Annotated in this window: 20 protein-coding genes and 2 pseudogenes; 13 read left to right on the top strand and 9 right to left on the bottom strand. The window is 52.8% G+C overall.

Annotated features, from left to right (window positions below):
• The first annotated feature begins 58 nt into the window (after nucleotides 1-58).
• The 3 genes from ABNV41_RS05040 (at nucleotide 59) to treF (ending at nucleotide 4786) form a co-directional block, all read left to right on the top strand.
• Nucleotides 59-808, top strand: a complete 750-nt coding sequence (locus ABNV41_RS05040; protein WP_087652099.1) for a response regulator — start codon at nucleotides 59-61, stop codon at nucleotides 806-808.
• Between the two features lie 49 nt (nucleotides 809-857).
• A complete protein-coding gene (locus tag ABNV41_RS05035; RefSeq protein ID WP_050819782.1) occupies nucleotides 858-2669 on the top strand; it encodes an ABC-F family ATP-binding cassette domain-containing protein in 1812 nt (603 codons plus the stop codon).
• 65 nt (nucleotides 2670-2734) lie between these two features.
• Nucleotides 2735-4786 carry an alpha,alpha-trehalase TreF gene (treF, locus tag ABNV41_RS05030; protein WP_050819783.1) on the top strand — a complete coding sequence of 684 codons (2052 nt, stop codon included), beginning with the start codon at nucleotides 2735-2737 and terminating at the stop codon, nucleotides 4784-4786.
• Nucleotides 4787-4801: 15 nt separating this feature from the next.
• Here treF and ABNV41_RS05025 read toward each other — a convergent pair whose 3' ends face one another.
• The gene (locus ABNV41_RS05025) at nucleotides 4802-5917 is read right to left on the bottom strand and encodes an S-(hydroxymethyl)glutathione dehydrogenase/class III alcohol dehydrogenase (protein ID WP_050819784.1); all 1116 of its coding nucleotides are present in this window, start codon (nucleotides 5915-5917) and stop codon (nucleotides 4802-4804) included.
• Between the two features lie 214 nt (nucleotides 5918-6131).
• Between ABNV41_RS05025 and ABNV41_RS05020 the strand changes: the two genes are divergently transcribed.
• Nucleotides 6132-6473 (top strand): zinc ribbon domain-containing protein YjdM, encoded by a 342-nt coding sequence (locus ABNV41_RS05020; RefSeq protein ID WP_050819785.1) that lies wholly within the window; start codon nucleotides 6132-6134, stop codon nucleotides 6471-6473.
• A gap of 60 nt (nucleotides 6474-6533) precedes the next feature.
• Here the strand turns inward: ABNV41_RS05020 and ABNV41_RS05015 are convergent, their stop codons facing one another.
• On the bottom strand, nucleotides 6534-7838 hold the full coding sequence (locus ABNV41_RS05015) for an aromatic amino acid transport family protein (protein WP_050819786.1): 1305 nt from the start codon (nucleotides 7836-7838) through the stop codon (nucleotides 6534-6536).
• 218 nt (nucleotides 7839-8056) lie between these two features.
• Between ABNV41_RS05015 and ABNV41_RS05010 the strand changes: the two genes are divergently transcribed.
• Both ABNV41_RS05010 and ABNV41_RS05005 read left to right on the top strand, forming a co-directional pair.
• The gene (locus tag ABNV41_RS05010) at nucleotides 8057-8971 is read left to right on the top strand and encodes a ketopantoate reductase family protein (protein WP_087652173.1); all 915 of its coding nucleotides are present in this window, start codon (nucleotides 8057-8059) and stop codon (nucleotides 8969-8971) included.
• A gap of 16 nt (nucleotides 8972-8987) precedes the next feature.
• Nucleotides 8988-9863: a PhzF family phenazine biosynthesis protein gene (locus tag ABNV41_RS05005; RefSeq protein ID WP_050819787.1), complete on the top strand. Its 876-nt coding sequence runs from the start codon at nucleotides 8988-8990 to the stop codon at nucleotides 9861-9863.
• Nucleotides 9864-9893: 30 nt separating this feature from the next.
• On the opposite strand, the gene ABNV41_RS05000 is transcribed toward ABNV41_RS05005, so the two are convergent.
• Together ABNV41_RS05000 and ABNV41_RS04995 are read right to left on the bottom strand one after the other, a co-directional pair.
• Entirely contained in the window at nucleotides 9894-11264 is a 1371-nt protein-coding gene (locus ABNV41_RS05000) for an amidohydrolase family protein (protein ID WP_050819788.1), read from the bottom strand.
• A complete protein-coding gene (locus tag ABNV41_RS04995; RefSeq protein WP_050819789.1) occupies nucleotides 11261-12274 on the bottom strand; it encodes an ABC transporter substrate-binding protein in 1014 nt (337 codons plus the stop codon). The genes ABNV41_RS05000 and ABNV41_RS04995 overlap by 4 nt, the downstream gene beginning before the upstream one ends.
• Before the next feature lie 148 nt (nucleotides 12275-12422).
• Here ABNV41_RS04995 and ABNV41_RS04990 point away from each other — a divergent pair, with 148 nt between their 5' ends.
• From ABNV41_RS04990 to ABNV41_RS04980, 3 genes are read left to right on the top strand one after another with little or no spacing between them, the layout of a single operon-like run.
• Nucleotides 12423-12953: a DUF2165 family protein gene (locus ABNV41_RS04990; RefSeq protein WP_050819790.1), complete on the top strand. Its 531-nt coding sequence runs from the start codon at nucleotides 12423-12425 to the stop codon at nucleotides 12951-12953.
• Nucleotides 12954-12990: 37 nt separating this feature from the next.
• Entirely contained in the window at nucleotides 12991-13782 is a 792-nt protein-coding gene (locus ABNV41_RS04985; protein ID WP_050819791.1) for an ABC transporter ATP-binding protein, read from the top strand.
• A gap of 3 nt (nucleotides 13783-13785) precedes the next feature.
• Nucleotides 13786-14586 carry an ABC transporter permease gene (locus ABNV41_RS04980; protein WP_349935050.1) on the top strand — a complete coding sequence of 267 codons (801 nt, stop codon included), beginning with the start codon at nucleotides 13786-13788 and terminating at the stop codon, nucleotides 14584-14586.
• On the opposite strand, the pseudogene ABNV41_RS04975 reads toward ABNV41_RS04980, so the two are convergent.
• From ABNV41_RS04975 to ABNV41_RS04965, 3 genes and pseudogenes are all read right to left on the bottom strand, one after another.
• Nucleotides 14563-15092, bottom strand: a pseudogene (locus ABNV41_RS04975) (IS5 family transposase); the annotation flags it as partial. The gene ABNV41_RS04980 and the pseudogene ABNV41_RS04975 sit on opposite strands and share 24 nt — an antisense overlap.
• A 187-nt stretch (nucleotides 15093-15279) precedes the next feature.
• Nucleotides 15280-16665 carry an IS1380-like element IS1380A family transposase gene (locus ABNV41_RS04970; RefSeq protein WP_012812390.1) on the bottom strand — a complete coding sequence of 462 codons (1386 nt, stop codon included), beginning with the start codon at nucleotides 16663-16665 and terminating at the stop codon, nucleotides 15280-15282.
• 93 nt (nucleotides 16666-16758) lie between these two features.
• Nucleotides 16759-16986 (bottom strand): annotated as a pseudogene (locus ABNV41_RS04965) (transposase); the annotation flags it as partial.
• A 213-nt stretch (nucleotides 16987-17199) separates the two neighbouring features.
• On the opposite strand from ABNV41_RS04965, the gene ABNV41_RS04960 reads away from it, so the two are divergent.
• The gene (locus ABNV41_RS04960; protein WP_050819793.1) at nucleotides 17200-18330 is read left to right on the top strand and encodes an isopenicillin N synthase family oxygenase; all 1131 of its coding nucleotides are present in this window, start codon (nucleotides 17200-17202) and stop codon (nucleotides 18328-18330) included.
• Between the two features lie 20 nt (nucleotides 18331-18350).
• On the opposite strand, the gene ABNV41_RS04955 is transcribed toward ABNV41_RS04960, so the two are convergent.
• Nucleotides 18351-19724 (bottom strand): 8-oxoguanine deaminase, encoded by a 1374-nt coding sequence (locus ABNV41_RS04955; RefSeq protein ID WP_196332549.1) that lies wholly within the window; start codon nucleotides 19722-19724, stop codon nucleotides 18351-18353.
• 62 nt (nucleotides 19725-19786) lie between these two features.
• Nucleotides 19787-22126: a TonB-dependent receptor gene (locus ABNV41_RS04950; RefSeq protein WP_050819795.1), complete on the bottom strand. Its 2340-nt coding sequence runs from the start codon at nucleotides 22124-22126 to the stop codon at nucleotides 19787-19789.
• 329 nt (nucleotides 22127-22455) lie between these two features.
• Between ABNV41_RS04950 and ABNV41_RS04945 the strand changes: the two genes are divergently transcribed.
• From ABNV41_RS04945 to hpxZ, 3 genes are read left to right on the top strand one after another with little or no spacing between them, the layout of a single operon-like run.
• Complete coding sequence (locus ABNV41_RS04945; protein ID WP_050819796.1) at nucleotides 22456-23781, top strand: allantoate amidohydrolase; 1326 nt, start codon at nucleotides 22456-22458, stop codon at nucleotides 23779-23781.
• Between the two features lie 2 nt (nucleotides 23782-23783).
• Entirely contained in the window at nucleotides 23784-25025 is a 1242-nt protein-coding gene (locus ABNV41_RS04940; RefSeq protein ID WP_087652092.1) for an alanine--glyoxylate aminotransferase family protein, read from the top strand.
• Nucleotides 25026-25044: 19 nt separating this feature from the next.
• Nucleotides 25045-25449, top strand: coding sequence for an oxalurate catabolism protein HpxZ (hpxZ, locus tag ABNV41_RS04935; RefSeq protein WP_050819798.1), 405 nt, complete (start codon nucleotides 25045-25047; stop codon nucleotides 25447-25449).
• Nucleotides 25450-25461: the final 12 nt, after the last annotated feature.

The following is a 25461-nucleotide window of genomic DNA, read 5'->3' as shown; positions in this document are numbered from 1 at the left end:
CGTGCATCATCGCGTTCTCGCATGTTTTTGTCATGACCCATTATGAAGGAGACTTGCCATGTCAGAGTCGCTGCGTGACGGCCTGATCCGGGCCCTCCCTTATGGCAGACGTTATGCGCGCGCGCTGACAGGCAGCCAACCAGAAGGTGATCTGCTGGTGGCCGAAAGCCTGCGCGGCCTTTCTGCGCAACGGCTGAAGGAAGGCTTTACACCCCTCTATCAGCTCTATGAGGCAATTTCAGGGCTATTTTCTCGTAAAGGGTTTGCTGCGGAATATGATGTTGCAGGGCTTTCTGTAACACAGCGCCAGCTTTTGCTGCTGATCACGCTGGAAGAAGTGCCGGTTGAAATGGCCGCGCGGATTACAGGCGTATCCACCAAACAGGCGGAGCAGGAACTGGAAGACGCACAGGGCCGCTTACACAAGAATGTGCAGACATCCGTGCTGATTATTGAGGATGAACCCATTATCGCCATGGATATCGAACAGCTTGTGCTGCAATGTGGGCATCAGGTTGCAGGCATAGCCCATACACAGGTCGATGCGGTAAAACTGGCCAAGGAAACCAAGCCGGGGCTTATTCTGGCAGATATTAACCTTGGCCCGGGCGGAGATGGCATACAGGCGGTGGCAGAAATTACCTCCTCCTTCAATGTGCCGGTTATTTATGTAACCGCGTATCCTGAACGCTTGCTGACTGGGGAAACCATGGAACCCAGTTTTGTCATTACCAAGCCGTTTGACCCCCTCACCCTTGCCGTAGCCACGTATCAGGCCGTTAGCAGCGCACGCACGCAGGCTGTATAACTAACGGGCCTTCATCGCTCTTTCATAACTCGGATTATCTTTTCTAAGCATGGCGCATCCTCCTTTACTCCACCTTCAGGACATCACTCTTACACTGGGGGGGAACCCACTTCTGGATGGCGCAGGCTTTGCCGTTGGGCGGGGTGAGCGCTTGTGCCTTGTAGGCAGAAACGGTTCGGGTAAGTCCACTCTCCTAAAAATTGCGGCTGGCGTTATTCAGCCGGATTCAGGTTCTGTTTTTGTGCAGCCCGGAGCCTCTCTGCGCTATCTGCCGCAGGAGCCGGATTTAACCGCCTATGCCACAACGGCAGATTACGTGGTGGATCAGATTGCAGACCCGGACATGGCATGGCGCGCCGCGCCATTGCTGGATGCGCTAGGGCTGACAGGCAAGGAAAACACGCAAAACCTTTCTGGTGGTGAAGGCCGGCGCTGCGCCATTGCCGGGGTACTGGCGGCCGCCCCTGATGTGCTGCTGCTGGATGAACCCACCAACCATCTGGACATGCCGACCATTGAATGGCTGGAGCGCGAGCTGCTGAGCCTTGGCTGCGCCATGGTTATTATCAGCCATGATAGACGCCTGCTTTCCACTCTTTCACGGTCTGTTGTGTGGCTGGATCGGGGCATTACCCGCAGGCTTGATGAAGGTTTTGGACGGTTTGAAGCCTGGCGTGAAGAGGTTCTGGAACAGGAAGAGCGCGATGCGCACAAGCTGGACCGGCAGATTGCGCGCGAAGAAGACTGGATGCGTTATGGTGTTACGGCACGCCGTAAACGTAACGTCCGCCGCGTGCGGGAACTGGCAGATTTGCGTACAGCCCGTAAGGAGGCCATTCGGGCACCAGGCACCCTCACCCTGAACACGCAGGCTGCCGCAACATCCAGCAAGCTGGTGGCTGTGGCCGAAGATATCAGCAAGGCGTGGGGTGAAAAACAGGTGGTTCGCCATCTGGACTTGCGCATCTTGCGCGGAGACAGGCTGGGTATTGTTGGTGCCAACGGTGCAGGCAAAACCACATTGCTGCGTATGCTCACGGGGCTGGACCAACCCGATAGTGGCACCATCGCTCTTGGCCCTTCCCTCAACATGGTTACGCTGGACCAGCAGCGCCGGAGCCTGAACCCAGAACGCACCTTGGCTGATACCCTTACCGAAGGTGGCGGTGATATGGTGCAGGTTGGCACGGAAAAGCGCCACGTTATTGGGTATATGAAGGACTTTCTCTTTCGGCCCGAACAGGCGCGCACCCCGGTAAGCGCTCTTTCTGGTGGGGAGCGCGGGCGTTTGATGCTGGCCTGTGCCTTGGCCAAACCCTCCAACCTACTGGTGCTGGACGAACCGACGAACGATCTGGATCTGGAAACACTGGATATCTTGCAGGATATGCTGGCCAGTTACGAAGGTACAGTGCTGCTTGTAAGCCATGATCGTGATTTTCTGGACCGGGTTGCCACATCTGTTCTGGCAACGGAGGGAGATGGCAACTGGATAGAATATGCCGGAGGTTACAGTGACATGCTGGCCCAACGGCACCAGAAACCCCTTACAACTGCCGCCGTGGTGGAAAATGAACCTGCCAAACCCAGCAAAGAGGCAACACCAGCACGCGGCCCAGCCAAAAAGCTGAGTTATAAGGACCAGTTCGCGCTGGATAATTTGCCCAAGGAAATGGAAAAGCTGGAAGCACAGGCCACAACCCTGCGTGAAAAACTGGCTGACCCAGATCTGTATGGAAAAAATCCGGCGCAGTTTGAAAAGATTTCGGCCGATTTGCAAAAGGTGGAAGCCAAGCTGGCTGAATCTGAAGAACGCTGGCTGGAACTGGAAATGAAGCGCGAGGCCCTGCAGGCAGACTAAGGGCTGGCGCATTTTTCAACCATCTTCGACTTGCAGGTAGGCAGCGGCAGTGCCTATGTTTTGGTATGCCCTGTTTTACTGGTTCTCTTTATAAGCGCACTCTTCCTGTATGCAGTGTGGCGCTTCTTGCCCTCCTAACCGCAGCGCCAATGGCGTATGCGCAGGATACGCCTGCCGCTGCAGATGCTGAAGGCGCGCAACCATTGCTCAGTCTGGCGCCTTTACCGCCGGGGAGCGTGCAGCCAGAAGCCCCAAAGCCGGAGGGGCCGAAAGCGCCAGAAGTTATGGCCAAAAGCAAGACTGAAGCGCCAGCAATGGTGGAACAGGATATCCGCCCACCATCCATTGCGTTTGATGGGCTTTTTGCGGCCATCCATCAAACACGCATGTTTACAGACCCCAAAGTGGTTTCAGACATTGTGCCCGATCGCTCACCTACAGATCTGGTGGCACTCTGGAAGCAGGAAAAAGACAAGCCGGGCTTTAACCTCAAAGACTTTGTAACAGACCATTTTACTATCCCTGCCCTGCGCTCTGCCGCCTATACGCGCAAGCCTGATGAAAGCGTGCGTGATTATATTTCCGGCATGTGGGATGTGCTTACGCGAGACCCGGACGTGGCCATGTCATGGTCTACCCTGCTGCCTCTGCCCTATAAATATATTGTTCCGGGCGGACGGTTTGCAGAGATTTATTATTGGGATAGCTACTTCACCATGATCGGCCTGTATGAGGATGATCATGTGGACCTCATGCGTGATATGGTGCGCGATATTGCATCGCTTATCAATACGTATGGGCATATGCCCAACGGCAACCGCACCTATTACCTCAGCCGTTCCGGCCTACCATTCTTTTCCCTCATGCTGGATTTGCTAGCCAGCCACGATGGGCAAATTGCCTATACCTCCTTCCTGCCAGAATTGCAGAAGGAATATGATTACTGGACATTAGGTGCCGCCAATCTGCCACCGGGTATGGCACGCCACCATGTGGTGCGCCTGCCAGATGGCACCCTGATGTTCCGTCATTGGGATACACGCAGCGCCCCGCGTGATGAAAGCTGGCCGCAGGATATGGCCACAGCGCAGGAAACAAGCCGCCCTTCTGGCGAAGTCTGGCGTGATTTGCGTGCTGCGGCAGAAAGCGGGTGGGATTTTTCATCGCGCTGGCTGGCTGATGGCAAAACGCTCACAACAATCCAGACCACATCGTTGCTGACCATTGAGCTGAACTGTCTGATGGTGCATCTGGATCAGACGCTCTCTCATGCGTACGCACTGAATGGTCAGGAAGATAAGGCGGCCTACTACGCGCAGCAGGCAGAAATTTTGCGCTCTGGCATCAACCGGTTTTTATGGAACGAAAAACAGGGTGCCTATTTTGATTATAACTGGCGCACCGGGCGGCAGACGGACATTCTTTCCATTGCGACGTCCATGCCGCTGTTCCTGCATCAGGCCAGTGTAAACCAGGCTGATGCGGTGGCCGAAACGCTTAAAACGCGCTTACTGCATGTGGGCGGCCTAACAGCAACCGAGCACCCAACAGGCCAACAGTGGGATGCCCCAAATGGCTGGGCGCCGTTGGAATGGATGGCCGTTAAAGGATTGGAACAATACGGGCATCATGAATTTGCGGCTGATATTGCACGCCGCTGGATGGCCCGCGTGATTGGCACCTTTGAACGCAGCGGTGTGTTGCTGGAAAAATACGATGTTTCTGCCACCGAGATCAGCCCAACAGGCGGTAAAGGTGGTGGGGAATACCCCATGCAGATTGGCTTTGGTTGGACGAACGGCACCTTGGTGGGCTTTATGAACCGCTACCCGCAAAATACGCGGCAGGTGTTGGATAACAACCCGCTGGCGGATCAGCCTTCTCAGCAGCCCCTACCCCCGATTGATGCGTGGGATGCCAAAGGCCCGGAAATTCCGGTGGAAGAGCGCTCTCCTTTGCGCGGTGTGCCGCTATCATCCCTCAATATGGAGCAATTCAACAAGGATGATGATGGCGATGATGACGATGCGCCTGCGCAGGAAGCCCCGCACAGTGCGTCATCATCAGATAAACCGGCCCAGCATACTGATCAGCCAGAAAAACCAGATAATCAGTAAGCACAGGCCAATGTGTTACGGAGTGTAGTGGATAACACTCCGAATAGATTTACCTTCGTGCATCAAATCAAATGCTGTGTTGATATCTTCCAGCGGCATGGTGTGGGTTACAAACGGGGCCAGCTCAATTTTGCCTGCTATGGCATCTTCCACCATGCCGGGCAGCTGAGTACGGCCCTTAACACCGCCAAACGCCGTGCCTTTCCATGTACGCCCCGTTACCAACTGGAACGGACGAGTGGAGATTTCCTGCCCGGCGCCGGCCACGCCAATAACAACAGATTGGCCCCAGCCACGGTGTGCGCATTCCAAAGCCGCGCGCATAACTTCCACATTGCCGATACATTCAAAGCTGTGGTCCACACCCCAACCTGTCATTTCAATAATGACCTGCTGAATGGGGGCTTCGTAATCCTTCGGGTTGATAAAATCTGTGGCCCCAAAAGCCTTGGCCAGCTCAAACTTGTCCGGGTTGGTATCAATGGCAAAAATGCGCCCGGCCTTGGCTTGGCGGGCACCCTGAATAACGGCCAGCCCGATACCGCCCAAGCCAAAAACAGCTACGGAATCTCCTTCCTGCACCTTGGCCGTGTTGTGTACGGCCCCAATGCCAGTGGTGACCCCACAGCCCAGCAGGCAAACATGTTCGGGGTTGGATTTGGGGTTGATCTTGGCCAGGGAAACCTCAGCAACCACTGTGTATTCACTAAAGGTGGAACACCCCATGTAGTGGTAAAGCGGCTGGCCTTTGTAGGAAAAACGGCTGGTGCCATCGGGCATTACGCCCTTGCCCTGTGTGGCGCGTACAGCAATGCACAGGTTGGTTTTGCCAGAGGTGCAGAACTCACACTTACCGCATTCTGCTGTGTATAGCGGAATAACGTGGTCTCCCGGCTTTACGCTGGTAACGCCTTCGCCCACTTCCATTACAATGCCTGCGCCTTCATGCCCCAGCACAACGGGAAAAAGCCCTTCCGGATCTTGGCCAGAAAGAGTGAAGGCATCTGTATGGCAAACGCCAGTGTTCAGGATTTTAACCAGAACTTCCCCCGCCTGTGGGGGGGCTACGTCAATTTCAACAATTTCCAGAGGCTGGCCCGGTTTGAATGCAACTGCGGCGCGTGATTTCATGAAAACCTTCTCCTGTTCCTCAAGGCTGGCAGTAATCTGCCATATCCTCTTGCCCGTTGATATTGAGAGTTCGGGGTTAAGGCATCACAATTTCCCTCAAACATAAACATCGTGGTATTTCGTGTTCTCCATCATAAATGGTATTTATCAAAAACACCTTCTGCCCTGCCCTTCAGGATCAGGATTTCAGACGGAGAAATTAAAGGATGAGAAAATGAAGTGCCCTTCTTGTGGTTCCGAGTATCCCTATCATGATGGAAATTTGTGGGTTTGCCCGGAATGTGCCCATGAATGGAATGAAGAAACCCAAGCGGATACTGCCGGAGCGGAAGATTCATCTGTTGTGCTGGATGCCAACGGAAACCAGCTTGCTGATGGTGATACGGTAACGGTTTTGAAAGACCTGAAAATCAAAGGGTCTTCTCAGGCTGTTAAAGGTGGCACCAAGGTAAAGAACATTCGGCTGGTGGATGCGAGCGATGGCCACAACATTGCCTGTAAAATTGCTGGCTTTGGCGCGATGAACCTGAAATCAGAATTTGTGAAAAAATCCTGATTATTTACACAGAGGGCGCATTTTCAAACATGCGCCCTCTGGTTTGTTAGCCTGTGTTTTTTACATCCATGCCAAAAAGGGTGAGATGCACAGCAGAATGCCTATAAGGGTAATAAATATCAGGCTGGGTTTGCGGTATTTGCTCAGATCAGGTGTTTTTATTACCAACCAAACGGGTAGCAGGCAGCCAATAATACCAAAAATCGGGCTGCTGAATGTTGTAAAAGACAATACCGGCAAATTGGCAACCACTGCCCCCCATGAGAGCAGGATGGCAAACCCCATAACGCCGTATTGAACCCAGTTGCGGTGCAGATGTCCGGGTTTAACCCAGTGCCCAAGCATGGAACTGAAAATACCCACGCTGGCTTCCCGAAAGCCAAGGTACACCCCAAAAAATGCTGTCATAACGGCAAAAAGATTTAGGATAACGCCAATCAGGCTAATGGAACTTGCCGGAAACACCTGTGCGATAATGGCCAAGGCAGAGATATTCTGCTGGTACGCAGCAATGGCATCACTCGGCTTCATGGCCAGAGTAAAGGAAATTGCGTAGAAAAAGACCGTTACAAACAGGATTGCAAAAGCAATATTCATGGCCCGCAAGGCCTTGTAACGCGCCACTTCTGGAGATTTTTCCCGCGCCCGGTAGGAAATGACCATAGGGCTGAGGGTTTGAATAAACAAAATAGACGTAAGTGTAAAAGGCAGCGTGATAACCGCTTTTGTTATCAGCGTGCCAACAGGCGGTAATGCGCCAAGATTAGCGGTGTTCCAGCGCGGGATCATGAAAACACCCATGGCTGCCACAATCAGCAGTTTGGTGATGACCATAAAGGAAGACATGCGGAACAGCAGCTTTTCCCCGCGAGATGCCAAACCTACCAGAACAGTGAGTAGAATAAGCGGGTACCACGCATAATTGGAAAGTAGATGCTGTGTTATGCCAAAGCTGTGCAGGTAAGATGCACTATCGCGCGTAATGGCGGTGGCATATACAAACATCCATATAACCAGCATGACAAAATACAGTGCACCCAGCAAAGTGCCCCAACCCCGCCCCAGATAGCTGGAGATCATATCCGGGTAGGTCTGGCTTACGCGCGCAGAAGCTAAGGTGTTGATAAACAACCGCTGAAACAGATACATACCCGGGTATCCAACCACGGCTGATAGCAGAAAAACCCACACGCCCATTAGCCCCACCTGCACGGGCAAAAACACAATGCCCGCACCAATGGCCATGCCAATGCTCATGAAAATCCAGCCGATATCAGTGCCATCAAACCGTGTAGCTTCTTTCCATTGCTGGGGAGAAAGCGCATCGGCTCCGGCGTTTGATGTGCGCGTATCTGGAGGCTGCATAAAGGTTTCCGTTATCTAGGTGATCTCATTTATAGAACGAGTAGATTGAGAGAACTCATAAAACAACAAAAATGATGTGATCCGATAATTTAACGAATAAAAATAGTTAATTGTATCCCAAGTTAAAGCGGTTTGTGGCAGATACGCTTCGTTTGGGTATGAGGTATGGTATGGGGCGTTTTTGCCCTGCCACCTCTGATTGTATTGTTTTGATAAAAATGCACACACAGCCTGTTTCAGCCCCCAAGACTATTGCCCTTATTGGGGCTGGAGCCGTTGGGCTTTGCCTGGCGGCCGCTTTTGTTCGGGCCGGATGGCAGGTTGTGGTGTGTGGAGCGCGGGTGCGGTTTTCACAAATTGAAGAAACCGAAGGGGCAAACACGCATACATACCCTATTCGACATGCAGTCACACCGGCAGATATTGGCCTTTGCGATGCCGCTATTCTGGCAGTGAAGTCTTATCAAACCCAAGATGTATCCGCTTGGTTGCGCGCATTTAATCGGGCCAGCGCTACTATTCTGGTTGCACAAAACGGGCTTGGGCAGAAAGAGTGCGTGGCAACCTATGCGCCACAGGCCCACATTCTACCGGCTATTGTTTACTTTAACGCGCAACGTTCAGCCCCTGGCAAGGTCACGTTAAAACGCATTGGAACGCAGGATTTATGTGTGCCAGATGATGCAACTGCACAATATTTTGCGGATGTTCTGCAAAAAGGAAATATGCGGGTTGGGATAACAGCAGATATCACGACTGCTTTGTGGTTGAAATTGCTGGCAAATATTACAGCCAATCCTATAACCACGCTGACTGGCCGCCGCACAGGGGTCATGCGAGGTCCTGCCATTCAGGCGACAGCCCGACAGATTATGGTCGAAGCTGTAAAGGTTGGCCAAGCCGAAGGCGCAAAACTGACTGCGCAGCATGTAGAGGATATTCTGTTATGGCTGCAAACCATACCGGCTGAGAGTATCACATCCATGTTGCAGGATCGGCAGGCCGGACGAGAGTTGGAATATAAGGCTTTAACCGGTTACGTTGTAAAAGCGGCAGAAAAACATGGAATTGATGTTCCACTGAACCATCTGATTTTATCTCTGTTATCTTCTATCCACCCCGCAGATTCCTGAAAGGCATAACAGCATCATGAAACGTGCGTACAAAGTTGTAGATGTTTTTACAAAAACACCTTTGCTGGGTAACCCGGTAGCTGTTGTGCTGGATGCGGATGGGCTGGATACCAAAACCATGCAGGCTATTGCGAGTTGGACAAATCTGTCTGAAACCACATTTCTGCTGCCTCCTACAAACCCGCAAGCCGATTATCGGTTGCGCATCTTCACCCCCAAGCATGAGCTCCCATTTGCCGGGCACCCCACCCTTGGCAGCGCGCATGCCGCGCTAGAAGCTGGGCGCGCTGTGCCTCGCAATGGTGTGCTGGTGCAGGAATGCGGCGTTGGGCTTGTAGAACTGGCTGTGGAGGGAGATGGCGCAAACAGAACGCTCTCTTTTTCCGTGCCGCCAGCAAAGCTTACCCCTTTAAACCCTGCCCAGATTGAACGGCTGGAGGGCATTCTGGGCGCAACAGTTGAGCGTAAAATTACCCCCATGATTGTGGATATGGGGGTTGTGTGGATTGTTGCGCAGCTTTCCAGCGCATCTAAAGTGCTGGCTCTGCGCCCGGATTTCGGGCGCTCTGCGGCGTTTGAGCACAGCCTTGGTGCGACCGGCATTACAGTTTTTGGGCCACATGCAACAGATAATGCGCAAATAGAAGTGCGCTCTTTTGCGTGCTCCCAAGGCGTGCAGGAAGATCCTGTTTGTGGCAGCGGAAATGCTAGTGTAGCCGTATTCCGTCAGGCGCTTGGCCTTCTTCCCAAAGGGCGTAGCGATTATACGGCAACACAAGGGCATTGCCTTGGGCGCTCTGGCCGCATTGCAGTGCATATTCACGCAGAGGATGGGCAAATAACTATTGGCGGCCAATGTGTAACGGCAGTGGATGGCGTTTTAAAAACCTAACAATCGCAGTTTTTAAAACGCTTTTCTTTTTTACGCAGATACAGCTTGCGCCAGACGTTTTACAACTTGGCGCGAATGCTGCATGAGCTCTGGCACATCAACACCTTTTACCACGCCATCATACACAACAGGCTTACCCGCTTTGAGCACGTGCCGAACGCAGGCAGCTCCAGAGGCTACGGGTGCAATCAGTGGATCTGCCAACCCAGCGTGACGTGGATGATTGATATCATGCACCACCAGATCCGCCACCATACCTTCTGCTACGGTTCCTATATCTGGTAGCCCCAGAATACGCGCACCTTCGTGCGAACTCCAACGCACAACATCTTCACAACGAATGGCATCTGCGCCATGCACAAAGCGGTGCAAAAGCCATGCAGTGTGCATTTCTGCGCCCATATCGCAGGCCTCGTTTGAGGCCGCACCGTCAACCGCCAGAGAAACACGCCCCCCAGCCTGTTCCAACGCTGGTGCTGGTGCAATGCCAGACCCCAGCCGTCCGTTGCTTTGCGGGCAATGGGCCATGCCTGTTTGGGTTTGGGCCAGAAGTGCTATTTCGCTGGCATCAAGGTGTACCAAATGGGCAAACCACACATCTGGCCCCAGCCAACCATGCTCACCCACAAACTGAACGGGGCGCATGCCGTACACCTCATTGCAGTATTTTACGTAATTTTCTGTTTCTGAAAGGTGCGTGTGCAGGCCAATGCCCATGCTACGTGCGCCTTCAGCAAGGGCGCGCAGTTCATCCGGCGTTACGCCCCATGTGGGGGTGTTGGGCGCTATGGCGATGCGTCTGCTGCTATCTGGCGCCGGATCATGGTAACGGCTGACCAGATCACTCACCCGCTTGAGCATTTCATCCAGCGTTTCTGTGGGGGCCGGAACAATTTCATCCGTATCAAACTTACGGGTTCGCGTGGTGCCACCGCGGGCCAGAACCAGCCGCATGCCCAGCTTTTCTGCTGTTTCAAACAGCACGGCGGCAGGATCATACTGATAGCTGCGGGCGAATAGATAGTGATGATCCACTACTGTGGTGCAGCCGGAGAGAAGAAGCTCCACCATACCAACCTGGGCGGCCGTTTGCAGTGTGTCTTCATCCAAATAGCGCCAATATGTGTTGGGCACCAAACGCAGCCATTTTTCAAGCGGCGCGTTAATAGCGGTAGGAATACCTTTCAACATGCTCTGAAAAAGATGGTGGTGGGTAGAAACCAAGCCGGGTGTAATCACGCCACCTTTTGCATCCAGCACTGTATCGCCCGCTTGTTCGGGAACATGCCCAATGCTGACAATACGCCCTGCCCGTATGCGGATATCTCCCGTGCGCCGTTCCTGCAGGCCTTTCAGGCCAGTAAGAATGCCGGATGCATTGCGAATAACCAGATCATTCATGCGGGCATCACCTTGGCGCGGTCTGTAAATTTGGTTGTAAAGGCGGATTGCCAGTTTACGGTTTTATCCAGCAGATCATTATCCACCATGAATTGATATGTTGCCTGCCAGCGGGCTTCTGTCATACAGCCTAGGCCTAATGTTTTTGTATCTCCGCCTTCCACCACGTTGGCTTTGGCCATGGCACTATGGCCAAACATAATCTGGCCTTCTGTCATGCGTGGATTGGCTTTGCGTATCAGGGCATTGCCGGGCTCTGGATCACGCATGTAATCTTGCCACCCTAATAGAGATGCATGCACGAAGGCTTGCGTGGTGGCATCATTTTTGTCTGCCAATTCATGGGTGGTCAGCACTGGTGTGCCGTATGGTGGATAGCCCAGATCTGCAAATGGAAAGAACTTTACAGGCACATTGCGCTGCTGGGCCTCGTAGGGCTCAGAGGATGCATAGGCTTGCACCGCCATTTCCGGGTCCAGAAAAAATGGTTGCAGGTTAAAGGTATAGGGTTTTGCCTGCGCTGGGCTGTAACCAAACTTCTTGCACAACCACCCCCAATAGGATGCATGGGCCGGGCTGGAAATAAGAATGGGATGATTACGTAACTGGGCCAGATCTGTAATGTTATCGTGCGTCATCAACCCTTGCAGATCATGCTGGAAAGAGGACATGACAGTAAGTAACGGCATGCCGCCCTGTATGCCGCGCAGGGTTTGAAAATCATAACCCGTTACAAAATCTGCACGGCCAGCCGCCAGTATCTGCATGGTGTTTACCTGCGGGCCGCCCATATCTATGTGAACATCCAGCCCTTCCTGCGCGTAAAACCCTTTAGCCAGAGCCTGATAAAACCCGCCTACTTCTGCCTGCGCAAACCATGATAGCAGCAGCCTGACCGGCGTTGCGGCCTGTGCACGTTTAAACGGCGTAAATGCCGCAACAGACGATGCCGCAGCAGCTGAAAGCAATGTTCGACGTGTAAGAGACATCCCGAATTCCTGCACTGGCATGATCTGTTTATTTCGTATTCGGTATGTTCATACAGAACGTGCGCGTTTGGGAAGCTGTAAAATAGAGCACGCTTCATTGCTTTTTTTGTAACGATTTACCCCTTGATCTTCGCAGGATTGAATGGCCTAAACTGCATAAATCATTTCTATGCAGGAATGTTATATGTCGCGTCTCTCAGCTTTTTCTTCCCCAGTTGCTATTTCTCGGCTGGCTAAAACCATCATGGTGGGAGCATTGGGTGCGTTTGGCCTGATTGTCGCGCTGAATAACGTTACTGATTACAACTCGAACTTTCAGTTTGTGCGCCATGTTCTTAGCATGGATACAACATTCCGCGGCAACAGCTTGATGTGGCGCGCCATATCCCAACCTGTTCTGTGGCACCTGTTTTACGGCCTGATTATTTTGGGGGAAGCCGTAACCGGTCTGCTTTTTGCCATTGCAGCTTATCAGATGAGCGCGCGCCTTTGGGCCCCGGAAGATGCCTTTAAAACCGCAAAAAAGTTTGTGCCAGCAGCTACGGCTTTGGGGTTTCTGATCTGGTTTTTTGGTTTTTCTGTTGTGGGGGCCGAGTGGTTTCTTATGTGGCAATCACAGGCATGGAACGGCCAGCAACCTGCATTCCGCTTTTTTATAACCATGCTGGCTGTGTGCATTTACGTGCAGCAGCCCGAATAACCTACCGCCTTATTCTTCTGCAAAGTTTGGATAGATCATGCAAGAAACCGTTATCAGCATTCAATCTGCTGAAAAAACCTTTCCAAACGGTGTTCAGGGGCTGGCACCTATTACCTTGGATATTCACCCCAAGGAACGTATTGGCCTAATTGGCCCTTCTGGTTGCGGCAAAAGCACATTGCTGAAGCTGATTGCCAACTTACACCAACCATCTTCCGGGCATTTGACGTGGTGGAACAAAGGGTTTGCAGAAGTTGGTAAGGAAAATCGCCGCCTGTCCTTTGTGTTTCAGGAACCCACGCTTATGCCGTGGAGCACGGTGCGCAAAAACGTACGTTTACCGCTAGATCTGGAAGGGATTTCTCCTGATGTATCAGCGCCGCGCGTGCAGCAGGCGCTGGAAATTGTAGGCTTGGCCCATGCGGCAGAACGCTTTCCAGCCCAGCTTTCAGGCGGGATGAAGATGCGTGTTTCCATTGCGCGGGCATTGGTCACGCGCCCTAACCTGCTTTTAATGGATGAACCCTTTGGCGCTTTGGATGAATTAACGCGCAACCGGCTGGATGAGGACATGGCCACGCTATGCGCCAAGGATGACCTTACCCTGTTGTTTGTAACACATTCTTTGTATGAGGCGGCTTTTCTTTCCACCCGCGTGATGGTTATGGCGGCACATCCGGGCCGGATATTTGCCGAATATGAAATTGACCCAAGCATTCCCAGAAATGAGGAATTTCGCCTCAGCGATACATTTGCCACGATATGCCAGGACCTGAGCAAACTGCTTATTGAGGCATCTCACTCTTCCCTTCTTGCAGAGGTGGCCTAACTTATGCCTGCCCGCCTGATATCCATTTTTGCCCCCCTTGCTGTAGGCATTCTGTTTTTGCTGTTGTGGCAAGGTGTTTGTTATTTCTGGCATATTCCGCCTTACCTTATGCCAGCACCATCTGATATTGCGCGTTCTCTGTTCAGCAATATCGATACGCTTTGCCACGCGCTTTACAGTACGCTTACCGTTACATTGGCAGCACTCTGTGTTTCTGTCGTTCTGGGTGTTTTGGTTGCTTTTGTGCTGGTGCAGCATCCGCTTATTGAACGCAGCCTGATGCCCTATGTGGTGCTCATGCAGGTTACACCTGTGGTGGCTCTTGCCCCATTGATTATTATTTTAGTAAAAACAACACTGTTGGCACTTGTTATCTGCGCCACGCTGATTGCTATTTTCCCTATTATTTCCAATACGTTGCAAGGTTTTAAAAGTGTTGATCCGGGGCTGGAAGCGTTTTTCCGTATGCACAAGGCCTCACGCCTGAAAACACTTTTGCGCCTGCAAATACCCAGTGCTCTGCCCATGTTTATGGCGGGCTTGCAAATTTCCAGCGGCTTGGCCCTTGTGGGCGCTGTGGTGGCCGAGTTTGTGGCTGGCACGGGTGGCAACAGTGCCGGTTTGGCTTACGAGATTTTGCAGGCTGGGTTCCAGATGGATATTCCACGCATGTTTGCTGCGCTGTTCATGATTACCCTTACCGGCCTTGCCCTTTATATGGCCACAAGCAGTATCAGAAAGCTTGTTTTGCATAACCGTGTTCAGCACTACGGCGTGTCGTCAGTTAAGCAGGATGATGATTGAGGCGAACTGCACGGCTGCGAGGAAGGTCGATTTCAGTTTATCGTAGCGGGTTGCGATAGCGCGAAACTGCTTGAGTTTATTGAAGAACCTCTCAACAAGGTTCCGTTCGCGATAGAGAGAAAAATCGGTTTTCCGTCGTGTCGTTCTGTTGCGTTTTGGCGGGATGACCGGGGTAATCCCGCGCTGTATCAGCCGATCGATCAACCTGTCCGCGTCATACGCCTTGTCAGCAAGGAAAGCATCCGGTTCGATGTTTTCCAGAAGTGGTTCTGCCTGGGTGATATCGGCATCCTGTCCCGGTGTGATGCCGAGTTCCACTGGATTGCCCAGAGCGTCGCAGATGGCATGGATCTTTGTAGTTAGCCCGCCTCGTGATCGTCCGATGGCCTGATCCGTGCCCCTTTTTTGAGAGCTCCGGCACTATGCTGATGCGCTCGGACAATTGTGCTGTCGATCATCATGTATTCGTTGTCGTAATCAGCGGCCAGATAACGAAATATCCGTTCGACGCGGATTTCTCACACTTGAGGCAATTTCGGGTCATTTTGTAGAATTCAGTCATCCCACAGGAGCCCGATCTGGAATATTGACGATATTCTGCTTCTGGCGGCGGGTTCTGAACGCAGTGAGGGTGTCACGGCCTGAGAAGGCAGTGTTGGTGGAAGCTATGTGGTCTGTGCACTGTCTGTTTCTTCAGATGGCCTGCCGGAGCCTTCGCAATCGTGCATGAGCGAGGGCGAATTCATGCTGACAGGGGAACATGTCCGGCATGGACAGGACAATCCGACGGACGCTGAGCGTTACACGTGTCGCGATTTTGAGCAGCCGTGCGCGTATGGTGCCACAGGTCGCCGTCTCCAGGCTGGTCTGGCCAAGGGCCAGTCTTTGCAGAGCGGTCAGCAGGACATAGGCTGCGGCCGAGAACCACAGCCGGAGCTGGTTGGCCCGGATGGTGTGGGACGAGGTCCTGTCTGAGAACAGATCCATCTGGCATTCCTTGATGCGGTTTTCCATATCCCCGCGTGCGCAGTAAATCTGTTCGTAGAGATGGCGGGGGTCGGACATTCCCTGCGGTAGGGTGGTGACAATGAAGCGATGATAGCGGTTGCCGTGGCGCCATTCGGCCTTGGCCACCACCCGCCTGCGGCGCGTCCAGCTGTCCTTTGTGATCCAGTCAAAGGAGGCGAAACCGCGCGCAGCTCTGCCTGTCGTGGCGGCTTCGTCACGAACCTCAGCGGACAAAGAGGCAATCCGGTCATACAGGCGGGTGTTGCCTGCAAGCCCGAACAGGAAGTCAACGTGGTTGTCTTCGCACCATGTCATCAGACTGTCCCGGGCGAAACCGCTGTCCCCACGCACCAGGATACGCACCCGGGGCCAACGGCTCCTGATCTGCTCGACGATCCGGCGGATGTCTGCCAGTGCTTCCTTCCCCGGGTCCCTGTCTGCCGTGCGCAGGGTAGCGCTGAGGAGATGGTCCCCGCAGAAGACATACAGGGGAAGATAGCAGTTATGGCCGTAATATCCATGAAAGGCGCGGCCTTCCTGATGGCCATGGATACGGTCATCGGTGGCATCCACATCCAGAACGATCCGGGCGGGTGCGTGCTCATGCTGGTCAAGGAAGAGCGTGACGAACAGGGTAGCCAGGGCCTCATGATCAGCAATGATCCGACAGTAACGATCTGCCTTGTGCCCACTGCGCTCCAACCGGTTCAGTGTAGATTTGCCAGCCAATGCTGCGCAGTTTGCCCGGCCTCCTGACAGACGACCCGAGGCCAGACCAAAGATCAGGTCATGCCGCAGGGCATCGTGATCATTGAGATCTTCATAGCCCAGTGCCAGGCCCATGATCCGCTGACGGACAAGGTCTTCAACCCGGTATTCCACAAAGCCGGGATGCCGCTTATCGCGAAAACAGGCAGCAAAGCGGCGGCTGAGCCCCAGAATGTCATCAGCCTGCTTCACCAGAATGACGCCCCCATCCGAACTCATGCGACCCCCGTCAAAACGGGCCACAACACGCCGTCCACAGGAGGCTGGAAACTCATACGCGCCTGCGCTACACTCTGTCTGCATCGGGTTTTCTTGATGATTATGGAAATTTCTTTTCTACAAAACAGACTTTTTCATAATCTAACCCGATGTACAACCCTTCTGTGAGATTTCCGCGTCGATGACGCCGCTTTCACACCAGCGGCGCAGACGCCGGTGCACGTTTTTCCAGTCACCGAAACGGGCAGGAAGGTCGCGCCATGGAATACCCGCGCGATAGCGATACAGCACCGCCTCCACGAACAGACGGTTATTCACCGCAGTGCCGCCGACATAGCCTTCTCGACCAGGAAGAAGATCCTTTATCCGCTCCCACTGGTCATCGCGTAAACTATAGCGCCGCATCTGTCTGTCTCCCCAAAAAATGGGAAAACAGTCAGCACACGCAGACACAAAGTACAACCCTCACGTGCCACTCTCAGGGCTTAACTGACGACACGCCGTAGAAATAAAGTGTTTACCCATATCATTTTGTTGACTTATCGAAACATCAAGATCTATACTACAACAAGTGAGTAGAAGCGGTCGGAATAGAAATATTCTGGGCATTGCTCCACCATGTTGGTCTTATTCAGCATGGGGGAAGCTTTGGCCGCTAGAAAACACGCTTTCCCACATGCTGGTTTGCACCAACTGCTACGCCCTATGGGCCAGTTTGCAATTTGTGTGAGAAACGCCATGACCCTGAATACCAAAACCACCCCGGATTACCCTATGGAAGAGCTCAAGCGTGAGGCCACTATAGGCAGCATGGGCACAACCTCCGTCCGCTCCATCCCTGTTATAGATTTTTCAGACTATGAGAACAGACGCACTCAGATTGCGGATGATCTGTGGAATGCCGCAACTCAGGATGGTTTTTTTCAGGTTATCAATCACGGAATTTCGTTAGGAGACATTGATAATGCTTTTGCGGAGGCAAAAAGGTTTTTTGCTCTTCCTATGTCTGAAAAGGAAGTTTTCAAAAAGAAGCCCACCGTAAATGCGGGCTGGGAATATTGCTCTCAGGTACGGCCTTCCACCGGCACGCCAGATAACAAGGAATCTTACCAGATTACTTTGCCGGAAATGGATAATCTGTGGCCGGATGAGCAGGTTCTTCCCGGATTTCAGGCAAAACTTCTGCAATTTGAGGAAGATAACTGGCAGCTTGCCATGAAAATACTGTCCTGTTTTGCAGAAAAACTTGGGTTTGAAAAAGATTTCTTTGCAGAGTGCTGTAAAAGATCTTCTCCGGGGTATCAGTGCACCTTACGTCTTATCCACTACATGAGCATGGAAAACGCCAAACCGGAAGATTTCCAGCAATGGCGTGCAGGTGCGCATTCAGACTTTGATTGCCTGACACTCCTGCACCTGCGTGAAGGTGAAGGCGGCCTGCAGCTTTGCCCAGGCAATGAAATTTCATCCAATGCGTGGACAGAAGTGACACCCGTGGCAGGTGCTGTCACCTGCAATATTGGTGACATGCTGATGCGTTGGAGTGATGATAAACTAAAGTCCACCCTCCACCGCGTGCGTATGCCGCAACCAGGCGAATACCTTGGCCCACGTTTGTCTGTTCCCTTTTTCTGTCAGGCAAATCGGGAGGCTGTCATTGAAGGGCCAGAAGGTAAATACCCGCCAATTACAGCGGAAGACTACATCTACCAGCGCCTGCATGCCAACTTTGTACAAAAGCACAAGTAATGGGTGCGTATGGGGGAAGGTTAACTTCCCTCATACAGTTTTTGTGCCAGACGGTTATGCTGTTCTATAACCATATTCACATCCAGCTTTGTAAAATGGCCGTCCTGTATCAGCACTTTGCCGTTAACCATACTAAAGGCAACGGAAGATGGGGTGCAGAACACCAGGGCCGCTACCGGGTCACTTAATGCGCCGGTATATTCCAGCTTGCGCATATCAAACGCAATAATATCGGCTGCTTTTCCTACCGTTAACTGGCCAATATCAGTGCGGCCCAGAACTCTGGCCCCTCCGCGTGTGGCTAAAGTCAACACATCACGCGCTTTAAGCATCATGGCCTGTTCATCCTGAGCAGATAATAGACGGGAAACCAGCATAGCTTGCCGTGCTTCTGCCAGAATGCTCGCGCCATCATTAGAGGCAGACCCATCAACCCCCAACCCGACAGGAACACCCTGCTTCTGCATAGACCAAATGGGGGCAATGCCAGATGCCAAGCGCATGTTGGAACATGGGCAATGCGCTATTCCCGTACCTGTTCGGCCAAAGCGGGCCATCCCTGCAGCATCCAGTTTAACGCAATGGGCATGCCATACATCGGCACCAACCCAGCCAACATCTTCTGCATATTCTGCAGGTGTCTGGCCAAAGCGTTCCTTGCTGTAAGCCACATCGTGCTGGTTTTCGGCCAAATGTGTGTGTAGCCGGGTGCCAGTGGTGCGGGCTAGTTCTGCCATGTCACGCATGAGTTCCCGGCTAACAGAAAAAGGAGAACATGGTGCGCCGCCTACGGTCAGCATCGCCAGCGGTTCCGGGTCATGGTACGTTTCAATCACGCGTAGCGTATCACGCAGAATGTCGGCTTCTTTTTCCACCAGACTATCCGGCGGCAGCCCCCCTGCACTTTCTCCAACACTCATGCTGCCGCGGCAGGCATGAAAGCGCATACCCATTTCAAGCCCAGCCTCAATTTCATCATCAAGGCGGCACCCATTGGGGAAAAGGTAAAGATGATCACTGGTTGTAGTGCAACCAGACATCAGCAGTTCTGCCATGGCCGTGCGGGTGGAGGCTTTTACCATGTCTGGCGTAAGGCGTGCCCAGATGGGGTAAAGCGTTTGCAGCCATTGGAACAGAGATGCGTCCTGAGCCTGCGGAATAACCCGGGTTAAGGACTGGTACATATGGTGGTGCGTATTCACCATGCCGGGCATAACCACATGGCCAGACATATCCAGCACGTCATCCGCGGGAGGATGCGGGTCTTCCATACCACCAAGGGCGACAATCTGCCGCCCCTCTGTCACGATCCACCCGTTTTTCAGCTCCTGCCGGGCATCATCCATCGTGACGAGGCACAGGGCGTTTTTCAGCAAGTATCTACGTGACATCATAAAAACACCTAGCCCCTCCCTTTGTTGCAAAGAGAGGGGCGTTAAGTTTGTTCAGGACGGTATTAGAAAGAGGTAGAGATCGTGCCTGTCATGGAGAAGCGTGGTTCCACCATAAAGGTATTGCCGTAACCTGTGTAAGCTGCGGAGCTCCCGCTATAAACCGTGCCGGCATCATGCTTGCTGTAAACAGCGCCCATGGCACCCGTGCGCACAATGGAACCGGTAAGGTTGGTGAAGTTCAACCGGAAAGTGGGGGACTTCACAAAGCCAAATGGCTTGAAGTGATACCCAACTGTCAGGCTGTTGGTCACGTAACCCGGTATTCTCTGGTCTCCGGCAACGCTGACGGACTGCGGGCCGGTGTAATGGACGGAACCGTTGGCAAAGAAGCCTTTATACTTATACGTCAAACCAAAGTTGGCCATAACCCGTGGCGCCATAATGGCCTGCGTGCCTTTGGAATGTAGCATGATGTTCTGGTACGGATCGAACACGTTGCTGTCCTGCGTGGCGTGCAGATACTCCACAGAGGCATAAGGGCTGAAGCCATGGATCTCACGCCCGGCGATCATGAAGTCCAGCCCGCGCATGGTCTGGCTGCCGATGGAGAACGGACGGTAGTTGTTCATGCCCATATACTGGTCAACCACACGGTTGGTCACGTTGTAGTTGAAGAATGACAGATCCATCATCATGTAGCGGTTGTGGTAGCGGTAACCCAGTTCTTCCTTGATGGAGTACTGGTTTTTTAGGATCGGCACATCAGTGTACAGCCAGCCCATATCGTTTTCTGTTGGCTGACGGTAATCCCCTTCCGCATTCACATAAATCTGGTTCTGATCATTGATGTTGTAGCTGATGGAAAGCTGCGGCAATGGTGCCGTGCTGTTGCGCCCCTGTCTGCCGTAGTAATCCTTGTTCCATGCGTTGGACATCACAAACTTGAAGCCACCGTTAATCAGCAGTTTGTCATGCAGATACTTGGCTGTATCCTGAATGAACAGCGAGTGGATTTCATACCCCGCAACCTGCCGATCACCTTTATCAATGCGATATTGAGACCAGTTCGGGCTGGGTGCGCCCCCTGCGGGCATGGCAAAGCTGGTGGGGTAGCTGCGGTCTGATTGGCTGTTGTTATACCAGTAACCGAAGGTCAGGTGGTTGTGCTTGTCAATATCGTAGCCGAGTGATGCCGTGGCACCCACTACGCGGTCACCATGTTCCTGAAAGTAGCCAATCGTGTTCTGCATATCACCCGCAGAGTTGGCTTCCGCGCCATTGGGTTTGGCGCTCCAGCCCTGCCCATAGGTAAGGTATGGGTGCAGATCGAAGGACAGCTTGTCTGTAATAACGGTGTGGATAGGCGCACTCAGGAATATCTGGTTCCAGTGGTCAGCGTTGTTCTTCCAGTAGTTCGCGTTACCCGGATGGGATGAGCGATCCCAACCCTGCCCCGTGTGCTTGTACCGCATGAACTGGTCTTCTGTGGGGTAGTTATCAATTGTCCAGTCAGCAGAGTTCCATGAGATAAACAGGTTGGCGTTGGACCCGTTTTCCCAATCCTTGCGGGCGCCAAAATCAATATGCTTACGCTCGTTAATGCCAGAGCCCATCCAGCTGCGTGCATGCGTGTTGGAAAAGGAGAAGTAGCCCCGGATACCGCTGTTGCCGATATCACCTGAATCAAGGCGGATGAACTCACGCGAGAGGTTGTTGGTGCCGTAGGAAAAATCCGTCATACCGCCAAATTTGTGGGAGGAGATATGGGATTTGGAGTTCATCACCCCACCCGCAGCAGACATAACGGGCAGATCACGCGCCGCACTGCCGGGTGTGATGCTTACTTCATCCACGTTTTCTGAATCAATAATTTCTGCAAGATATTTTGCCTGCCCGGCAGAAATGCCATCCACCATAATGGCCATGTCACGGTCTGTCAGGCCGCGTGTCTGCACCTGCCCGCCCTGCATGCCCGATGTATCCGGGGTGGTCACGTTCACACTCGGCAGGTTTTTAACCAGATCCAGAGATGTGGAAACGGGGCTGCGCATATCAATATATTCTTTGGTGACCGTCTGCACCGCATGGGGAGCTGTTTCAAGCCGCATCATGCCGCCGCCGCCATTGCGCTTGCGGCGTGTGGACCCCACCGAAACTTCTTCCGTTCCGTGTGCCTCAATCGCTTTTGTGGAGCGCGGGCGCACATGTGCAGCGGAAGATGTTGCAGATGTCCGTGTGAGCTGGGATGATTTTTTGGCTGCCGTGGCCGTTTGTGCTTGCGCCGTAGAAAGACTGGCACAAAACCCAACAGCACTGACAAGGCAGGACAACGTTGCCAGATGTTGGCGGTATGTCAGTCGGGACAGAACTGGGCGGGCTGGCGCAATAATCCGAAAGGACATGAGAAAATTCCTCAGCAGGGAAGCTTAACAACGATGCAGGAACACAAGGCCTTTTTTTTCAAATTGGCCTGTGCAAGAGCCGCAATTTGAAAATCAGCAGAGATCTTTGAGTAAGCTTCCGACATGAGATTAAGGCTCCGGGCAGCGGGCTATAAAACGATACGATATCGATATATATAGGCTTATAAGCGAACGCACAAAAATAAAAAAGGCACTTTCTTGTTGCTGTTTTAAGAGCGCCGCCTGATCTGAATTTGGCAATGCAACATTGCTTTTTTTGCTTTTGAGAGAACGGAAAAAACCTGCGTATAGTTTGTTTCGCCCTTGATATGGCGCAAGAACGAACGCTTTTGATTGACCTCCTAACCCCAGAGGCCCGTATGCAAATCCTGCCCAATGTTTTACGTGTTGCAGATGCGTCCGGGAAAAGGGCAGTGCAACGGTGTGACTTTTTAGCGCACCCTCCTTTTTCAGATATACCGGATGGCCTGTTCCGCTCCTATCTATCCCCCGCCTATACGGCGACAGTGAAGCAGGTGCGTGAATGGATGGAAGATGCCGGCATGCATTGCCGGATAGATGCTGCAGGTAATCTGATTGGCCGTTATGAAGGTCTTGCGCCCAACGCCCCGGCCCTGCTGATTGGTTCTCATCTTGATAGTGTGAAAAACGCAGGCAAGTATGATGGCACATTAGGCGTTATTCTGGGCATAGAGGCCGTTGCCAGCTTTCATGCACAGCAAAAGCGTTTCTCCTTCGCCATAGAGGTGATCGGTTTTGGGGATGAAGAAGGATCGCGCTTTCCTGTCTCCATGCTAACATCCCGCGCTGTAGCGGGCTCCTTGGACGCGTTGCCAGATGTACAGGATGCTCAAGGCACCAGTATCCAGCAAGCACTTCAGGAAAGTGGGCTAGACCCCGCGCAATATCTGGAGGTCAGCTATAAGCCCTCTCAGGTTCTGGCTTATTTTGAAGCGCATATAGAACAGGGGCCTGTTCTGGAAAGCACGCACCATGCCGTTGGGCTGGTGACATCTATTGCCGCGCAATACCGGTTTAAGGTGACAATGAAAGGCATGGCCGGGCATGCGGGCACATTGCCCATGCATTTGCGCCAGGATGCCTTGGCTGCTGCTGCTGAAGCCATTTCCTGCATAGAAAAAATTGCGCAATCAGGCCCGGATGATCTGGTGGCAACCGTTGGGCAAATGAGTGTAAAGCCCGGTGCGCCCAATATTGTGCCGGGCTGGGTGGAGTTTAGTATTGATGTGCGTGCAGGCACCGAAAATGTGCGTAACAAAGCCGCAGAAACACTAACCCAAGCCCTGCACGAGATCAGCCAAAAACGCGGTGTGGAAATGGAACTTGCACTTCAGCATGATCTTTCCGCCACACCGTGTAACCCGCAGCTTAGCAATATTCTGGCATCATCCATTCAAACAGTCACGGGGCAACCGGCTTATGCGCTGGTAAGTGGTGCCGGGCATGATGCCATGATCATGGCTGCCCTTACCCCTGTATGCATGCTGTTTATCCGTTGTGAAAAAGGCATAAGCCACAACCCTGCCGAAGCTGTGCAGGATGAAGATGTAGAAACGGCTTTACGTGTCATGTGCGATTTCATCCAGAATATTCCATCAGAAAAAGCCGCTTAATCATGGAGCAAACCCGTATGATTTCACCAATGTTCAAACAGATTGATCCGCCCCAACGGTTTTTGATGGGCCCCGGCCCCATTAACGCCCATCCGCGTGTTCTGCGTGCCATGTCTGCCGATATGCTGGGGCAGTTTGACCCGGAAATGACGGAATACATGAATGAAACCATGGCGCTGTATCGTCAGGTATTCATGACACAGAACAAATGGACATTTCTGGTAGACGGCACGGCCCGTGCCGGTATTGAAGCGGCTCTTGTTTCTCTGGTGGAACCGGGCGCAAAAATTCTTATTGTGCGGGCTGGTCGCTTTGGTTTGCTGCTTTCAGAAATTGCAGAACGCATAGGGGCAGAAATCTGCACGCTGGACCTGCCGTGGGGTGAAGTGGCCTCGCTAGAGCAGATAGAAGCGGCATTGCAGGAGCATAAGCCGCAGGTTCTGGCCTGCATTCATGGTGATACCTCCACCACAATGGCGCAACCTTTGGATGGCGTTGGCGCATTGTGTAAAAAATACAATGTTCTTTCCTATGCAGATGTTACGGCCACACTGGGTGGTGTGCCGGTTTGCACAGACCAATGGGGGATTGATGTGATCTCCGGCGGTTTGCAGAAATGCATGGGCGGGCCGCCGGGTTCTGCCCCCATTACCATTTCGGATCGGGCTGCCGAGCACATTATGGCCCGCCGCCATGTAGAGGCCGGTATCCGCAGTGCAAGCCTTACGGATGGGCTGCGCCCGCGTATTCCATCCAACTACTTCGATCTGGCCATGGTGATGGATTACTGGTCTGAAAAGCGGCTGAACCACCATACCGAAGCCACCACCATGTTGTACGGCGCCAGAGAGGCTGCCTGTATTGTGCTGGAAGAAGGGCTGGAAAACCGCTTTGCCCGCCACAAAATGGCCAGTACGGCGCTTATTGCGGGCCTGCGCGCAATGGGGCTGACCATTTTTGGTGATGATGCACACCGTATGGCTAACGTTACAGGCGTATGGATTCCAGCCAGTGTTGATGGAGACAAAGTTCGCATGCGTATGCGGGATGATTTTGGCATTGAAATTGGCACGGCTTTTGGTCCGCTTACTGGCAAAATCTGGCGCATTGGCACCATGGGTTACAATGCCGTTAAACACAAAGTGTTGCTGACATTGGGTGCATTGGAAGCGGCTTTGGCTGCTGAAGGGTTTAAGCCCCCGCGCGGCGCTGCGGTGGATGCTGCCATGGCATCTTGGCCGTAAACTAACGGAGTAAAGTGCAATGGAATTGAATAATCCAGAAACACTCCGGCAGGTTGAAGCCTGTTCAGACCTTTATGAACGCGCTCTGGCCGAAAATAATGTGCAAGTTCTGGATGATCTGTTCTGGAATGGCCCGGAAGTGGTGCGCTACGGCGTGGGTGAGAACCTGTATGGAGCGGAAGAAATAGCAGCGTTTCGCCGCTCCAGAAAAGGAGGAAGCCCGCCACGCCGTAACCTGCGGCGCACCATTACCGCCATTGGCACTGAAAGTGCTGTTGTCAGTCTGGAATTCCAGCGAGAAGGGTCGGATCGTATCGGCCGTCAGATGCAGACATGGATACGGACTGACAATGGATGGAAAATTTTGGCAGCCCATGTGTCACTCATGGCGGCGCGGCCAGAAACCGAAAGACCTGCTTTATAAGGAAATTAGGCC

The organism is Acetobacter sp. A11-2 (genome assembly GCF_040208445.1).
Lineage (GTDB): Bacteria > Pseudomonadota > Alphaproteobacteria > Acetobacterales > Acetobacteraceae > Acetobacter > Acetobacter oryzoeni.
The sequence above is the reverse complement of the archived record's forward strand: the minus strand, read 5'-3'. Positions and strand labels throughout refer to the sequence as shown.

Coding starts and splice junctions, on each gene's coding strand:
- ABNV41_RS05005 (WP_050819787.1), top strand. CDS start 8,988: ATGAAACGTGCGTACAAAGTTGTAGATGTTTTTACAAAAACACCTTTG.
- ABNV41_RS05035 (WP_050819782.1), top strand. CDS start 858: ATGGCGCATCCTCCTTTACTCCACCTTCAGGACATCACTCTTACACTG.
- ABNV41_RS05000 (WP_050819788.1), bottom strand. CDS start 11,264: ATGAATGATCTGGTTATTCGCAATGCATCCGGCATTCTTACTGGCCTG.
- ABNV41_RS05010 (WP_087652173.1), top strand. CDS start 8,057: ATGCACACACAGCCTGTTTCAGCCCCCAAGACTATTGCCCTTATTGGG.
- ABNV41_RS04960 (WP_050819793.1), top strand. CDS start 17,200: ATGTTGGTCTTATTCAGCATGGGGGAAGCTTTGGCCGCTAGAAAACAC.
- ABNV41_RS05020 (WP_050819785.1), top strand. CDS start 6,132: ATGAAGTGCCCTTCTTGTGGTTCCGAGTATCCCTATCATGATGGAAAT.
- ABNV41_RS04955 (WP_196332549.1), bottom strand. CDS start 19,724: ATGATGTCACGTAGATACTTGCTGAAAAACGCCCTGTGCCTCGTCACG.
- ABNV41_RS05025 (WP_050819784.1), bottom strand. CDS start 5,917: ATGAAATCACGCGCCGCAGTTGCATTCAAACCGGGCCAGCCTCTGGAA.
- ABNV41_RS04940 (WP_087652092.1), top strand. CDS start 23,784: ATGGAGCAAACCCGTATGATTTCACCAATGTTCAAACAGATTGATCCG.
- ABNV41_RS04970 (WP_012812390.1), bottom strand. CDS start 16,665: ATGCAGACAGAGTGTAGCGCAGGCGCGTATGAGTTTCCAGCCTCCTGT.
- hpxZ (WP_050819798.1), top strand. CDS start 25,045: ATGGAATTGAATAATCCAGAAACACTCCGGCAGGTTGAAGCCTGTTCA.
- ABNV41_RS04995 (WP_050819789.1), bottom strand. CDS start 12,274: ATGCCAGTGCAGGAATTCGGGATGTCTCTTACACGTCGAACATTGCTT.
- ABNV41_RS04985 (WP_050819791.1), top strand. CDS start 12,991: ATGCAAGAAACCGTTATCAGCATTCAATCTGCTGAAAAAACCTTTCCA.
- ABNV41_RS04990 (WP_050819790.1), top strand. CDS start 12,423: ATGCAGGAATGTTATATGTCGCGTCTCTCAGCTTTTTCTTCCCCAGTT.
- ABNV41_RS05015 (WP_050819786.1), bottom strand. CDS start 7,838: ATGCAGCCTCCAGATACGCGCACATCAAACGCCGGAGCCGATGCGCTT.
- treF (WP_050819783.1), top strand. CDS start 2,735: ATGCCCTGTTTTACTGGTTCTCTTTATAAGCGCACTCTTCCTGTATGC.
- ABNV41_RS05040 (WP_087652099.1), top strand. CDS start 59: ATGTCAGAGTCGCTGCGTGACGGCCTGATCCGGGCCCTCCCTTATGGC.
- ABNV41_RS04945 (WP_050819796.1), top strand. CDS start 22,456: ATGGCGCAAGAACGAACGCTTTTGATTGACCTCCTAACCCCAGAGGCC.
- ABNV41_RS04950 (WP_050819795.1), bottom strand. CDS start 22,126: ATGTCCTTTCGGATTATTGCGCCAGCCCGCCCAGTTCTGTCCCGACTG.
- ABNV41_RS04980 (WP_349935050.1), top strand. CDS start 13,786: ATGCCTGCCCGCCTGATATCCATTTTTGCCCCCCTTGCTGTAGGCATT.